Here is a 14,545-nt window from a genome sequence, read left to right as displayed (position 1 = left end):
ACGGCTTTTTGATGGGGATTTAGGTCGGTTTTTTTAGCTCTAAAGCGCCAGGTAGCCTGTTTACCACCCGCGTAAGGAAGGGGGTAAGCGCTGCTTTCCTAGCACCTTGACCAAGAATGTTGGCCCGTTTCGGACGCTGCGGTTGTGATAGAGGTGGCAAGAATGCGCCAGAAGCGGTCACCAGCTTGTTAGGTTAAACAACCTGTCCGGAAACATGGGGCGAGCCCACTCATGCCATGTGATGGGAATGTTATGATCTCATCTGCGTCAACATGGCTGATGTTGTATGCTGCAGTTTTGAGGTAGTGCTCCCCACGATAGAGTGTCAAGTAATAGCCTGGAAATATCCGAAATGTGGGATTGGTTCCCTATAGTCTTCTTTCCGCTCAAGCTTCTCGTGTTAGGCACGGGCATGTTCTTCGCCATCAAGTGGCATCGCGATCAAGAGAAGAAGAAATAACGAAACCAGCGGACCGGAAGCGCGCGCTTCCTCACATGGGGGCGATGGGCGGCTTTTTCGCGGTTCTCTGAGTCTCGAAGGCCGCAGCGGACGTTGCGGCCTTCGTTTTACTGCGTCATTCTAGTGGCTGCGCGTCAAATTCATTGACTGCCAGCACCTGGGCGATCAGTCGAACGCTCAGCTGCAGCCGCTCGTCGCGCCGCAGGTGTCGCACTTCTCGCAGGTGCCGTTGCGGACCATCGTGAAGTTCTGGCACTCGGTGCACATGTTGCCGGTATAGCCCTGCATGATGGAGCGGGCGCGTCGCTCGGATTCCAGCTTCTTGGCGTCCGTTTTCGCGGCTGCTGCGTCGCTCGCGGCCTTGTCGCTGAAGAGGCCGGTGGTCTCCGCGGTTTCGCTTGCCAGTTCCTCGGCGATCTCTTCGGCCAGTTCCTTGGCACGCTCCTCATAATCGCGCTTGAAGGCGACGACTTCGGAAGTGGAGACGGCGCCTGCCGGCTCCAGCTTGCGCACCGTGTTGCCGGCAAAGGCTGTCACGGTCGAAAGCGAGGCAGCGCGAGCAGGGGCGGCGGTTGCCGAACCCTTGACTTCGGCGGCCGGACGCTCGCCGGATGTCGGAACCAGCGTCGGCTTGTAGCCGCGGGTGAGGCCCTTGGAGACGACATCGGCCTTGCCTTCGGAAACACCGCGGCCGAGCGCCGTGTTGTTGAAGTCGGACGTGTCGACATGGGCGAGATCGTGGCGGCCGAGATAGGAGATCGCCAGTTCGCGGAACACGTAGTCGAGGATCGACGTGGCATTCTTGATGGCGTCATTGCCAGTCACAATGCCGGCCGGCTCGAACTTGGTGAAGGTGAAGGCGTCGACATACTCTTCGAGCGGCACGCCATACTGCAGGCCGAGCGAGACGGAGATCGCAAAGTTGTTGATGAAGGCGCGCAGAGCAGAGCCTTCCTTGTTCATATCAAGGAAGATTTCGCCGAGACGGCCATCGTCATATTCACCGGTGCGCAGGAAGATCGTGTGCCCGCCGATCTTGGCCTTCTGGGTGTAACCCTTGCGACGGCTCGGCAGCTTTTCCTGCGTGCGGATGACCTTTTCGATCACGCGCTCGACGATCTTTTCCGTGATGGTGACAGCCTGTGCGGCCGCCGGAGCCTGCAGAAACTCCTCCAGCGCATCCTCGTCGCTGTCGTCCTCGATCAGCGAGGCGTTCAGCGGCTGGCTGAGCTTGGAGCCATCGCGATAGAGAGCGTTCGCCTTCAGGCCAAGCTTCCAGGAGAGCATGTAGGCGGTCTTGCAATCCTCGACGGTCGCCTCGTTCGGCATGTTGATCGTCTTGGAAATTGCGCCCGAGATGAAGGGCTGGGCGGCAGCCATCATACGGATATGGCTTTCGACCGAGAGGTAACGCTTGCCGATCTTGCCGCAAGGATTGGCGCAATCGAAGACGGCGAGATGTTCGTTCTTGAGGAACGGAGCGCCTTCCAGCGTCATCGCACCGCAAACGTGGATGTTCGCAGCCTCGATGTCCTTCTTGGAGAAGCCGAGATGGTCGAGCAGGTTGAAGCTCATGTCGGCCATCTGCTCGTCGGAAACCTTCAGCGTGCCCTTCAGGAAGTCGGCGCCGAGCGTCCACTGGTTGAAGACGAACTTGATGTCGAAGGCGCTCTTCAGAGCGGCGTTGACGGCGTCGACCTTCTCGGTCGTGAAGCCCTTGGCCTTCAGCGTCGAGGGGTTGATGGCCGGAGCCTGGTTCAGGTTGCCATGGCCGACGGCATAGGCCTCGATCTCGGCGATCTGGCTCTCTGAGTAACCAAGTGTGCGCAGCGCTTCCGGAACGGCGCGGTTGATGATCTTGAAGTAGCCGCCGCCGGCGAGCTTCTTGAACTTCACCAGGGCGAAGTCCGGCTCGATACCGGTCGTGTCGCAATCCATGACAAGGCCGATCGTGCCGGTCGGCGCAATCACGGTTGCCTGGGCGTTGCGGTAGCCGTGCTTCTCGCCGAGTTCGAGCGCCTTGTCCCACGCAGCCTTGGCATGGGCAACGAGATCCTTGTCCGGATTGTCGGAGTGGATCAGCGCCACCGGATTGACGGACAGGCTCTCATAGCCCGAAGTCTCGCCGTAAGCGGCGCGGCGATGGTTGCGGATGACGCGCAGCATGTTTTCGCGGTTCGGCTTGAACATCGGGAAGGTCCCGAGCTCGGAGGCCATTTCCGCCGAGGTCGCATAGGCGATGCCGGTCATGATCGCGGTCAGCGAGCCGGCGATGGCGCGGGCTTCGTCGCTGTCATAGGGAATGCCCGACGACATCAGCAGGCCGCCGATATTGGCGTAGCCGAGGCCGAGCGTGCGGTATTCGTAGGAAAGCTCGGCGATACGGCGCGAGGGGAACTGCGCCATCATCACGGAGACTTCGAGAACGACGGTCCAGAGGCGGACGGCATGCTCATAGTCGGCAATGTTGATGCGCTTCGTCGCTGCGTCCTTGAAGGTCATCAGGTTCAGCGAGGCGAGATTGCAGGCCGTGTCGTCGAGGAACATGTATTCCGAGCACGGGTTGGATGCGCGGATCGGGCCGGCAGCCGGGCTGGTGTGCCAGTCGTTCATCGTCGTGTTGAAGTGCAGGCCCGGATCGGCCGATGCCCAGGCGGCGTAGGAGATCGATTCCCAGAGGTCGCGGGCCTTCAGCGTCTTGACGACCTTGCCGTCCTTGCGGGCGGTCAGGTTCCAGTCGCCATCATTCTCGACAGCGCGCAGGAAGTCGTCCTTGATGGAAACGGAGTTGTTGGAGTTCTGGCCGGATACGGTGAGGTAGGCCTCCGAATCCCAGTCCGTGTCGTAGGTCTTGAATTCGAGATCCTTGTAGCCCTGGCGGGCAAACTGGATGACGCGCTGGACGTAGTTTTCCGGAACCTGGTCCTTCTTGGCAGCGCGGATCTCGCGCTTCAGGGCAGGGTTCTTGGCCGGGTCGAAGCAATCGTCATTGTCGCCTTCGCAATTGACGGTCGCCTTCATGATCGCCTTCAGGTGCTTGGCGACGATCTTGGAGCCGGTGACGAGGGCGGCAACCTTCTGTTCTTCCTTGACCTTCCAGTTGATGTAGTCCTCGATATCCGGATGGTCGATGTCGACGACCACCATCTTGGCGGCGCGGCGGGTCGTGCCGCCCGACTTGATGGCGCCGGCAGCGCGGTCACCGATCTTGAGGAAGCTCATCAGGCCGGAAGAACGGCCGCCGCCGGAAAGCTTTTCGCCTTCGGCGCGCAGCATCGAGAAGTTCGAGCCGGTGCCGGAACCGTATTTGAACAGACGGGCTTCGCGAACCCACAGATCCATGATGCCGCCCTCGTTGACGAGGTCGTCCTCGACCGACTGGATGAAGCAGGCATGCGGCTGCGGATGCTCATAGGCCGATTTGGACTTGGTGAGCTTGCCGGTGAACGGGTCGACATAATAGTGGCCCTGGCCGGGACCGTCGATGCCGTAGGCCCAGTGCATGCCGGTGTTGAACCACTGCGGCGAATTCGGTGCGACGCGCTGCGTGGCGAGCATGTAGGCAAGCTCGTCGCAGAAAGCGGAGGCATCTTCTTCGGACGAGAAGTAGCCGCCCTTCCAGCCCCAGTAGGTCCAGGTGCCGGCGAGGCGATCGAAGACCTGGCGTGCATCGGTTTCCGAACCGCTCTGCTGATCCTTGGCCAGATCCTTCATGGCGGCATCGTCGGGAACCGAACGCCACAGGAAGGAAGGAACGTCGTTTTCCTCAACCTTCTTGAGCTTGGCGGGAACGCCGGCCTTGCGGAAGTATTTCTGCGCGAGAATGTCGGCGGCAACCTGCGAGAACTGCGCGGGCACGTCGATATTTTCGAGGCGGAACACGATCGAACCGTCAGGATTCTTGATCTCGCTCGTCGCCTTGCGGAACTCTATCTCCGCATAAGGTGACTGGCCGGCCTTCGTAAAACGACGTTCGATGCGCATGGTCCCAATCCTTCATTCGTTGGTGCGCGCCCGCATGAAAACTGGGCGCAGATATTCTCATTCCGGCATCGCGAATTCAACGCGCAGCCAGTCTCTGATCCGCTTTCTGACAGGAGGTGTCACCCGGAGATGTCTTTCCTGTATCTTGTGGTGATGGTGGCTGCAAACACTAAATATAGTATTAACAGCTTATTGCCGCCAGTCCCCGCATCTATTTTTTGGCAGCATCGAAATCGGCACAAAAAACCTCTCGGCGGTCACCGGCTAGGGTGAACCGCCTTGAATCCAAATCCGATTTCGAAATGAGAACCAGCCCTCGTAACCCCGCCTGGTCCAGTCGCCGCCGCAACGTCGTCCATTAACTTTGAAAGACCCGATTCCGTCAAGGGGTGGTTTGCTAGGGATTGTTAACCACAATATCTTGTGGGCTTGCCTGTGGAAATTGGGGAAACGCCAGTAGAGCAAGAGATTCAAGAGCTTGGGGAGGGATGCTCGCCCTTCGCGCGACCGTTGACGCAACAAGTATCATCACTGCCGGAGTCGAAAGCGACAAAATTGTGACCGTGGCCTCGATGCCATTGGCAGCGCGCCAAATTCATGCCGTGGAGCATCATGATTCGCGCCGAAAGCCTTGAATCTCACGCTTTCTCGTCTTTGTAACGCCCACTAAATCTAGTGGGCGCCGCAGCGCCCACCTCTATTACCGTCATCCGAATCATATTTCGCCAAGGCGCACGGATCGTGACTGATTCGCGCTGCCGTCAGCTGGAGATCAGCCGCGATGGCCCTTGGCGATCGGCTCCTGATAGGTGAAGCCCATGTCCCACGGGAAGTAGATCCAGGTATCCTGGCTGACTTCGGTGATGAAGGTGTCGATGGTTGGCACACCGGTCGGCTTTGCATAGACGCAGGCGAAATGCGCATTCGGCAGCATGGCCCGGACTTCGAGGGCCGTCTTGCCGGTATCGGTAAGGTCGTCGACGACGAGGACGCCTTCGCCGCCATTGACCGAGAGTTCGGGTGCGATGCCCTTCAGCAGGTTCATTTCACCTTGGCTGGAATAGTCGTGGTAGGAGGCGACGCAGACCGTTTCGATCAGGCGGATATTGAGCTCGCGTGAGATGATGGCAGCCGGCACCAGGCCGCCGCGGGTGATACAGACGATCGCCTTGAATTCGCGGTTGAGGCCGGCAAGCCGCCAGGCAAGCGCGCGCGCATCGCGATGGAACTGATCCCAGGATACGGGGAAGGCTTTATCGGGCAGGGACATGGCAGAAGGCTCCGGGGCATGGAATAATAACACACCGGTAGCACCGGCGACCCTGAGCAGACCCCGCGGCGGGCGCGGACCAAGAACCAAATCCGGAACGCGATTCGCTTGCCATCTGCTTGAACAGGATCTCATCCGGGAAAAGCCATATGCTTTTCGGGATCATGCTCCTTCGACCGCGCGAACGGTTCCCTGGCGGGAATTCTGTCATCGGTCGCTGCTTTCTGCTGGATTTGCGGGCAAAAGGCAATAGCTGCGAAGCGGCCAGCCGGTGCACATTTGCACCGGTTGCCACAGGATTTGAGCTTTCAGCCGCTCAGCGGGCCAGCAACGTCATTGCCGTCATCGATTGCAGCAGGGTGCGCGTCGTGCCGCCGAAGATCATCTGCCATAGCCAGGAATGCGTATAGGCGCCCATGACCAGCAGGTCGATGCTGTCGTCGGCCAGCCGGTTTTCGATGACCTGCGATGGCGTCGATTTGCCGGCGCAGGTGGCCGTTTCGAACTTGGCACGAACGCCGTGACGCGTCAGCGCCGCCGCGATCTGGACGCCGGTTTCCTGTGAGGGATGGGGATCCTTGTCGGATGTGCTGACCGAGAGGATCTCGACCGAATCCGCAGCCTTGAGGAAAGGCATTGCATCGAAAGTGGCGCGCGCCACCTCCTTGGAGCCGTTCCAGGCGATCAGCACGCGGCGGATGGGCTTCGGCTCCTTGAGAATATAGGGGATCAACAGGACCGGCCTGCCGCTGTCGAACAGGAAGGTTTCGACATCGACCTGCGAGTCCGCATATTTCGCCGGGTCCGGCTGCACGGCCACAAGCAGGTCGGCGCTGCGGGCACTTTCGATCAGCGGCTCGGTGCCGTAGCCGACGGTGCTGGTAAAGCTGTGCCATTCGTAGTCGAGACCGGCCCGTTCCATTCCCGTGCGGAACAAGCGTTCGATTTCAATCGCCTGATTATGAGCGACATCCTGCAGCGCCTGAACTGCGACTGGATCCGGAATTTCCATTGGCGCCACCAGCGGTACGGTCGAGACGATCTCCGCATGAAGGCCGACGACATGGGCGCCATGCTCTTTCGCGAGCGCTGCCGAAAACGCGGCGGCGACGCGCGTATTGTCGGGATTATCGAGAACGGTCACTATCGTTTTGTAGGACATGAAGAGATCTCCCATGCGGAAGGGTTGGATCGGATCATGATATCAGCATTCCGCTATGAGATAACGTCCTAAACGCGCTGAGAGTTCCCGGCCGGTTGCACGCCGTCGTTGAGAATCAGGCTTCAGCCGACTGATTTTCCTTGGCTTTTGACTGGCGGATGGTTTCGATCATGGCGCGCACTTCGGCCGCGACATTTTCAACCAGCTCTGCCGAGCGGCCCCTGACGACGATCTCCGTCGAGAAGAATTGGCCGACATAGCGCGGGTAGGAGCCGATGCTGGTATCAGGATGCGCCTTCTGGATGAGGCCGAGCGGCGTGCCGATCTCGCCTTCGCCATAGGGGCAGGAAATCGCGGTCGACAGGATGCGCGCGCCGGTTCTGAGCGTCGGGATGACATTGTCGAGCATCGCCTGGAAAACCTGCGGCACGCCGGCCATCACATAGACATTGCCGATGTTGAAGCCGGGAGCGGTCGAGACAGGATTGGCGATATGCTTCGATCCCACCGGCATGCGCGCCATGCGCTGGCGTGCCTCGGTGAACTCCATCTCGCGCCGGGCATACATTTCACCCATGATCCGCATGGCTTCGGCATCGTGCTCGCAGGGCACGCCGAAAGCCTTGGCGATGGCATCGGCGGTAATATCGTCATGGGTCGGACCGATGCCGCCCGACGTGAAGATGTAATCATATTGGCCGCGCAGGGCGTTCAGCGCCGAGACGATCGCGTCCTCGTCGTCGGCCACGATGCGGACTTCCTTCAGGTCGATGCCAGCCAGCAGCAGCACATCGGCGAGATGGCCGATATTCTTGTCCTTCGTCCGGCCGGAGAGCAGTTCGTCGCCGATGGCGAGCATGGCGGCTGTGACAATGGTTTCGTTCGACATGAAGACATCCAGGAAAATGCGCAATCCGCGCGTTCGCAAAAGGTCCGAAATAGGTAGCGTTGTTTACGGCGAATGCAAACGCTCCTTTTGCCGGACCGCCGGTCATCACAAGATGTTGCAAGTGAATTTCCGTCTACGCTGGATGAACAGTGCGTTCTGAGCGTGGGGGCTGTGCCCCTGTCGCATCGCTGATACAACATTCCTCGACATTCAATGCGTCCAACAAACGGGAGACGTTCTTATGGCTAAGGTTCTGGTTCTCTATTATTCCGCTTACGGTCACATCGAGAAGATGGCCTATGCCGTCGCAGAAGGTGCGAAGTCTGCCGGCGCAGACGTCACCGTCAAGCGCGTGCCCGAACTCGTTCCCGAAGAAGTCGCCAAGGCTTCCTACTTCAAGCTCGATCAGGAAGCCCCGATCGCAACGCCGGATGAACTGGCAGACTATGACGCCATCATTGTCGGCGCCGGCACCCGCTTCGGCACGGTCGCCTCGCAGATGCGCAATTTCTGGGATCAGACCGGCGGCCTCTGGTTCGGCGGCAAGCTCGTCGGCAAGGTCGGCTCGGTCTTCACCTCGTCGGCAACGCAGCACGGCGGCCAGGAATCCACCATCCTCGGCTTCATCCCGACACTCCTGCACCACGGCATGGCCGTCGTCGGCCTTCCCTATGCCTTCCAGGGCCAGATGGGCACCGAAGAAGTCAAGGGTGGCTCGCCCTACGGCGCTTCCACCATCACCAACGGCGACGGCTCCCGCCAGCCTTCCGAAATCGAGCTGGAAGCGGCAAAATACCAAGGCGCCCACGTCGCCAAGATCGCTGCCAAGATCACGGCCTAATTCGATTTTTGCATGTGAATTAAGAGAGGCGCGGCGAAAGTTGCGCCTTTTTCGTTTGGACTTTGATGAAGTTTGATTTTTGGTGCGGACGACGGGGGTCGAACCCGTACAACCAAAGGTCGAGGGATTTTAAGTCCCTTGCGTCTACCAGTTTCGCCACGTCCGCGTGCCTTTCCCCATCAAGCACTTGAGCGATTCAGTCAAGGAAATGTTTTGCGGGAAAGGGGTCGACAGGTGCCAGCGCTGCGCGTGGCTCAGTGACCCTTGAGAACGCTGACAAGCGCGGGCGTCACTTTCTTCTGCTGGAACATGGCCTTGAAATCCGCATAGCTGATCTTTCCAGATGCCAAGCCGTTCGTCAGCCGCTGACAAAAGAGCCGCTTTGCTTCGCTCCTCTGAGATTTGACGTAGAAAGCGATTTCATCCAGCGTTTCGGGGGGCAGGTGCTGTGCCATGCACTTGTCGATGACCTGTACTCGCGCTGTCGGGCTTTCCTTCAAGATGGGGATGATCTTTTCGAAGCCCTTTTCCTGCGAAGTGCAGGAAGCGAGCACAGTGAGACTGAACGCAATGATAGCTGAGCGTATAAGGCGCATGATGATGTTCTCCCCTCGAATAAAACTGGGATAAGCATCCTTCACGCGATTCTCAATCCCGGGCACAAGTATAAGTTTGCGCTCAGAAATAGGCGAAGCCCGCCGGAGCCGACGGATCGGATTTAGGGCGGGCCTCTAACCATCATCATGATGGCTGTGTCATATTGGACGCAGAGGGAGCTTGGCTGTCAATTCACAGATTTAGGGGTTTCGGCGGTCAGGGGCATAAATGGTTAATGACCCGTTGGGTGTGGCCAGTCTCGCTATTGCAGGACCGAAAGCGCGATAAACAGGCTTTCTTTGCTCATGTTTCCTGTGTCATAGCGGGGGTGGATTGAAGAAGGACGGATAGACCGTGGACAAACAGACTGTTCTCGAAGCCACAGAGGCCATGCGTGGCCTTTTTCCCGCAACGCCGCTGCAGCTGAACGAGCATCTTTCTGCCCGCTATGGTGCCGATATCTGGCTGAAGCGCGAGGATTTGACACCGGTCCGTTCCTATAAGATCCGTGGCGCCTTCAATTTCTTCCGCAAGGTGATTGCCGAGGGTGGTACGGGAAAGACCTTCGTCTGCGCATCCGCCGGCAATCATGCCCAGGGCTTTGCCTTCGTCTGCCGGCATTTCGGCGTGCCGGGCGTGGTCTACATGCCTGTGACGACGCCGCAGCAGAAAATCGACAAGACCCGCATCTTCGGTGGTGAGTTCATCACCATCAAGCTTTTCGGCGATTTCTTTGATCAGTGCTATCAGGCCGCGCGCGAGCATGTCGAAAAGATCGACGGCGTCATGGTGCCGCCTTTCGATCATGCCGATATCATCGAAGGGCAGGCGACGGTTGCGGCCGAGATCGCCGAGCAACTGCCTGAGGGTGTCATTCCCGATCACATCCTTCTTCCCGTCGGCGGCGGCGGTCTTGCCGCGGGGATCACCGGCTATTTCGCCGATACGCTCCCTCGCGAAGCTTTTACCTTTGCCGAGCCGGCGGGAGCGCCGAGCTTGCGCCGCAGCATCGAGGCGGGGCAGGTGGTGACGCTTGCCAAGGTCGACAATTTCGTCGATGGCGCCGCCGTCGGGCGCATCGGCGAGCTGAACTTTTCCGCGCTCAAGGGCTTTGCTGCCGAACAGGTCAAGCTTATCGAGGAAAACGCCATCTGCGTCACCATCACCGATATGCTGAATGTCGAAGGCGTGGTGCTGGAGCCGGCCGGCGCGCTGGCGATCACCGCTCTGGAAAAGCTCGATCGCGACAGCATCCGCGGCAAGACCATCGTCGCCGTCGTCTCCGGCGGCAACTTCGACTTCGAGCGCCTGCCCGATGTCAAGGAGCGCGCCATGCGCTACGCCGGGCTGAAGAAATACTTCATCCTGCGCCTTGCGCAGCGCCCCGGCGCGCTTCGGGATTTCCTCAACATGCTCGGGCCGGAGGACGATATCGCCCGCTTCGAATATCTGAAGAAGAGCGCCCGCAATTTCGGCTCCATCCTGATCGGCATCGAGACGAAGAATCCCGATAATTTCAAGCAGCTTATCGCAAATTTCGAAAGTTCCGGCATGGGCTACGAGGACATCACCGAAAACGAGATCCTGGCAAACCTGATCATTTGACTTTGCGACCTTGCAACCTTCATGCTAAAGGCGATCCATGGCTTCGTTTTTTTCAAATATCATCTCGATCTTCACCGGTGGCGCGTCGCAGGCGGGCACTGAAAAGTCCGGCGGTTCGACGGTCAGCGTCGAACCCCAGGTCCATGCCGGCTGCACGATCCACGCGACGCCGCAGCGCGAGGGCAATCAGTTCCGCCTCATGGGCCGGATCGAGAAGGATGTGAACGGCGAGATCCTCGTGCGCAATTTCATCCGCGCCGACGTCTTCACCTCGTCTGATGATGCGGTGGAGTCGACCTTCCGCAAGGGCCAGCAGATCATCGACCAGAACGGCCCAGGCCTCTTCGGTGATGGCGAAAAGGTTCGCCAGGTCTGATCTTCGGCGCGTTTTCTCTCATGCGCGTCTGAATTTTGGGCCGCCTCTCACTCGCTTCCGGCGGCCCGTAGAGTCTATTGAAATCGCTGGATAATTACTGGTAAGGCCTCAAGCCGTGCGGAACAGCTTGGCGCCGGACGGAGCGTTGATGGCGCCGCCGTCGACTGTGATTTCGATGGCCGTGACATTGGCGGAATCGTCTGAGGCGAAATAGAGCGCGGCCTTGGCGATTTCATCGGCTTCGCTCATGCGGCCGAGCGGGCTCAGGCTGCCGAAACGGGCTTGTAGCGCATCCAGGGCCTCCGGCGTTGTGGCGCGCGGTTCCCAGATCGGCGTCTTGGTGGCGCCCGGCGTGACCTGATTGACGCGGATGCTGCGGGGCGCAAGCTCTGAAGCGAGATTGCGCGTCATGGCGCGGACGGCGCCCTTCGTGCCGGCATAGGCCGAAGCGCCGGGAATGCCGAGAACGGCATGTACGGAGCCGTTCAGGATGACGGAGCCGCCATCATTCAGATATGGCAGGGCGGCCTGCACGGTGAAGAATACGCCGGTGAAATTAATGCGGACGATGGTTTCGAACTGCTCAAGCGTGGTCTTGCCGAGCGGAGTGTCGCCGGCAATGCCGGCATTGGCAAAGACCACATCGAATTTTCCAAGCTTCTCCGCAGTCTCGGCAAACGCCCTTTCCATGGCTGGGATGTCGGTGGTGTCAGCCTGCAATGCCAGCACGTCGCCGCCGAGTTGTTCCGCTGCAGCGGCCAATGTCTTCGCGTTGCGGCCGGTAATGGCGACCTTGGCACCTTCGGCGAGGAAGAGGCGGGCTGTGGCAAGGCCAATGCCGCTGTTTCCGCCAGTGATGATGGCGACCTTGTTCTTGAGACGCATGTTCGTAGCTCCTGTTGGCTTTTGTCACGATCTGGATTATGATCGTTATCTATAAGGATTATGGTCGTAATCCATTTTGTCAAGCCGGGCATGAAAGGATTTTCGATGGGCCGTTCACAACTGGAAAAGCAGAAGACGCACGAGCGCATCGTGACGCTCGCAGCCAGGCGTCTGCGCGAAGAAGGATTGCAAGGGATCGGCGTCGCCGATCTGATGAAGGAGGCGGGGCTGACGGTCGGAGGCTTCTACAAGCATTTTGCCTCCCGCGACGAGCTCGTGGCGGAAGCCGTGGAATCGGCGATTGGATCATGGCGACGACAGCAGGAGGAAAAGGGGATCGATCCGACTAGCATCTCGCTCGACGAGTATGTCGATACTTATCTCAGCGAACGTCACCGAGATCATTGCGGCGAAGGCTGCGCCTATGCGGCGCTGACGGCAGATATGGCGCGCAGCAGCGATATGGTCCGTTCCGTCGCGACGGAGGGCTTGCAGAGGAATTTCGAGGCCATGACGGCGCGTATGCCAAAGCCGGAGACAGCCGAAGCCAGACGGAAGGCGATTATTGCCTCCTGCCTTATGACGGGAGCACTCGGCCTTGCACGCGTGGCAAACGACGAGGCGCTTTCCGATGAAATTCTGGAAACCGTCAAGCAGTTCGTGAAAGAATTGCCGCAGGCAGAATAGCAAAGCGGCCGGTTGAAACCGGCCGCCTGTCAGTATCCGAATACGGCAGCCGATTAAGCGGCAAGCGCCAGTTCGGAGGCGCGGGCCTGAGCGGCACCGATAGCCTTCTCGGCAGCTTCCGGACCGAATGCGACGCCTTCGATATAAACGGTCTCGACATCGGTGATGCCGATGAAGGCGAGAACCGACTTCAGGTAGGGAACGGCATGGTTCAGCGGGGCAGCCGGGCCTTCGGAGTAGACGCCGCCGGAGGCGAGCACGATGTAGGCCTTCTTGCCGGTGACCAAGCCCTTCGGGCCGGTTTCCGTGTAGGTGAAGGTGCGGCCGGCGCGAGCGATGTTGTCAATCCAGGTCTTCAGCGACGAATAGATGTTGAAGTTGATGAGGCCGGTGCCGATGACCACGGTGTCGGCTGCGAGCAGCTCGTCGACGAGTGCGTCGGAAACCTTGACCAGTTCCTGCTGCTCGGGCGTACGGGCGTCGGCCGGCGTGCGGATGGCAGCCGTGAACGGGCCATCGATATGCGGAAGGTTGTCGGCAGCGAGGTCGCGATGAACGAGCGTCTTGCCCGGATTGTTGGTCTTGATCTTCTCGGCAAGCTCGGTTGCGATCTTGGTGGAGAGCGAGTCCGGGCGCGGGCTGGAAGTCAAAAGCAGAATGGAGGACATATCCGTTTTCCTTTTCAATGGGTTGCGAAGTTCGGCTGGGAGAGTCCGATCGCCTTCGGATCAATAGATAAGTCTTCAGTGCTATCGAGAAAAACTGTGATAATATGGATCGGAATTATCGATAGAATGGATGGCAGATGCTCCCCAATCCCACCCTCGACCAATTGCAGGTCTTTCTGACCGTCGCCGAGTCAGGCAGCTTTTCTGCCGCTTCGCGTATGCTCAACCGCGCGCAGTCGGTCATCAGCTATACGATCGCCAATCTGGAGGCGCAGCTTGAAATGCCGCTGTTCGAGCGCTCCGGCTCGCGCCAGCCGAAACTGACGGATGCGGGCAGGGTGATGCTCGAGGATGCCCGCCGCATTCTTTCCGATCTGCAGGTGATGCGCGCGCGAGTTAAGGGCTTGAAGAGCGGGCTTGAAGCGGAAGTGGCTGTTGCCATTAGCGTCATGGTGCCGGTGCATGCGACCGTCGATGTGCTGCGCGAATTCCGCGACCGCTTCCCTTACGTTGCCTTGCGTCTCGACACCGGCGAACTCGGCTCGATGCTGGAGCTGGTTGCCAGTGGCAAGTCGACGATCGGTATCGGCGGCTCGGTGCTGAAGCAGGATGATTCCATGGTCATCGAGCGTATCGGCCATTCCTTCATGCTGCCGGTTGCAGCGCCCACGCATCCGCTTGCTCAATTGGGACGACCGCTGACGCTCACAGACGTGCGCGAGGAAGTGCAGCTGGTTGTCACCGATGCCTCCAGCCTCACGAATGGCAAGGATTTCAACGTCCTGTCCTACAAGATCTGGCATGTCAGCGATATCGCCACCAAGCACCAGCTGATCCGCGGCGGGCTCGGTTGGGGTGGGCTGCCGGCATCGTTCATCATGGAGGATCTGCAGAAGGGCCGACTGGTACCTCTGGCTCTTGATGCCTACGATCAGAGTGAATACCCGATCTACGCCGTCCGCAAGGTCGACAATCCCCCAGGTCCGGCTGCGGCCTGGATGATCGAAGCCTTCAGCTCGCGCCTTTCACGCTGCCCGAATCAGGCGGACTTCAAGGCGGCCGTCGAGATGTTCCATCCGGAGGAAAAGCGGCTGGCCGCTGAATAAAGGCCTCTCCCCGCA

Annotated in this window: 12 protein-coding genes and 1 tRNA gene; 5 read left to right on the top strand and 8 right to left on the bottom strand. The window is 59.4% G+C overall.

What is annotated here, in order from left to right; translation table 11 throughout:
* Nucleotides 1-637 precede the first annotated feature (637 nt).
* The 4 genes from AC13Q5_RS02210 to AC13Q5_RS02195 all read right to left on the bottom strand — a co-directional run bounded on the left by AC13Q5_RS02210 (nt 638) and on the right by AC13Q5_RS02195 (nt 7,765).
* On the bottom strand, nt 638-4,444 hold the full coding sequence (locus AC13Q5_RS02210; protein WP_488500749.1) for a vitamin B12-dependent ribonucleotide reductase: 3,807 nt from the start codon (nt 4,442-4,444) through the stop codon (nt 638-640).
* 772 nt (nt 4,445-5,216) lie between these two features.
* Nucleotides 5,217-5,714, bottom strand: coding sequence for a xanthine phosphoribosyltransferase (gpt, locus tag AC13Q5_RS02205; protein WP_075852374.1), 498 nt, complete (start codon nt 5,712-5,714; stop codon nt 5,217-5,219).
* 316 nt (nt 5,715-6,030) lie between these two features.
* Nucleotides 6,031-6,876 carry a universal stress protein gene (locus AC13Q5_RS02200; RefSeq protein ID WP_075852375.1) on the bottom strand — a complete coding sequence of 282 codons (846 nt, stop codon included), beginning with the start codon at nt 6,874-6,876 and terminating at the stop codon, nt 6,031-6,033.
* Nucleotides 6,877-6,991: 115 nt separating this feature from the next.
* Nucleotides 6,992-7,765, bottom strand: coding sequence for a competence/damage-inducible protein A (locus AC13Q5_RS02195; RefSeq protein WP_488500748.1), 774 nt, complete (start codon nt 7,763-7,765; stop codon nt 6,992-6,994).
* A 241-nt stretch (nt 7,766-8,006) separates the two neighbouring features.
* Between AC13Q5_RS02195 and wrbA the strand changes: the two genes are divergently transcribed.
* A complete protein-coding gene (gene wrbA, locus AC13Q5_RS02190) occupies nt 8,007-8,606 on the top strand; it encodes an NAD(P)H:quinone oxidoreductase type IV (protein ID WP_075852376.1) in 600 nt (199 codons plus the stop codon).
* An 80-nt stretch (nt 8,607-8,686) separates the two neighbouring features.
* On the opposite strand, the gene AC13Q5_RS02185 is transcribed toward wrbA, so the two are convergent.
* Nucleotides 8,687-8,772 (bottom strand) — tRNA-Leu (locus tag AC13Q5_RS02185).
* Nucleotides 8,773-8,860: 88 nt separating this feature from the next.
* Nucleotides 8,861-9,247 (bottom strand): hypothetical protein, encoded by a 387-nt coding sequence (locus tag AC13Q5_RS02180; protein WP_488500747.1) that lies wholly within the window; start codon nt 9,245-9,247, stop codon nt 8,861-8,863.
* A 310-nt stretch (nt 9,248-9,557) separates the two neighbouring features.
* Between AC13Q5_RS02180 and ilvA the strand changes: the two genes are divergently transcribed.
* Together ilvA and AC13Q5_RS02170 are read left to right on the top strand one after the other, a co-directional pair.
* Nucleotides 9,558-10,808: a threonine ammonia-lyase gene (gene ilvA / locus AC13Q5_RS02175; protein WP_457878537.1), complete on the top strand. Its 1,251-nt coding sequence runs from the start codon at nt 9,558-9,560 to the stop codon at nt 10,806-10,808.
* Nucleotides 10,809-10,845: 37 nt separating this feature from the next.
* Nucleotides 10,846-11,184: an HlyU family transcriptional regulator gene (locus AC13Q5_RS02170; protein WP_075852379.1), complete on the top strand. Its 339-nt coding sequence runs from the start codon at nt 10,846-10,848 to the stop codon at nt 11,182-11,184.
* A 108-nt stretch (nt 11,185-11,292) separates the two neighbouring features.
* Here AC13Q5_RS02170 and AC13Q5_RS02165 read toward each other — a convergent pair whose 3' ends face one another.
* Entirely contained in the window at nt 11,293-12,069 is a 777-nt protein-coding gene (locus AC13Q5_RS02165) for an SDR family NAD(P)-dependent oxidoreductase (RefSeq protein WP_488500746.1), read from the bottom strand.
* A gap of 105 nt (nt 12,070-12,174) precedes the next feature.
* Between AC13Q5_RS02165 and AC13Q5_RS02160 the strand changes: the two genes are divergently transcribed.
* Complete coding sequence (locus AC13Q5_RS02160; protein WP_075852649.1) at nt 12,175-12,756, top strand: TetR/AcrR family transcriptional regulator; 582 nt, start codon at nt 12,175-12,177, stop codon at nt 12,754-12,756.
* 53 nt (nt 12,757-12,809) lie between these two features.
* On the opposite strand, the gene AC13Q5_RS02155 is transcribed toward AC13Q5_RS02160, so the two are convergent.
* Nucleotides 12,810-13,424 (bottom strand): FMN-dependent NADH-azoreductase, encoded by a 615-nt coding sequence (locus tag AC13Q5_RS02155; RefSeq protein ID WP_075852381.1) that lies wholly within the window; start codon nt 13,422-13,424, stop codon nt 12,810-12,812.
* A gap of 137 nt (nt 13,425-13,561) precedes the next feature.
* Between AC13Q5_RS02155 and AC13Q5_RS02150 the strand changes: the two genes are divergently transcribed.
* Nucleotides 13,562-14,530 carry a LysR family transcriptional regulator gene (locus AC13Q5_RS02150; RefSeq protein WP_488500745.1) on the top strand — a complete coding sequence of 323 codons (969 nt, stop codon included), beginning with the start codon at nt 13,562-13,564 and terminating at the stop codon, nt 14,528-14,530.
* The last annotated feature ends 15 nt before the right edge of the window (nt 14,531-14,545 follow it).

This window comes from Martinezella sp. CNPSo 3964, from assembly GCF_057784375.1.
This window is presented reverse-complemented; position numbering and strand designations above follow the sequence as displayed.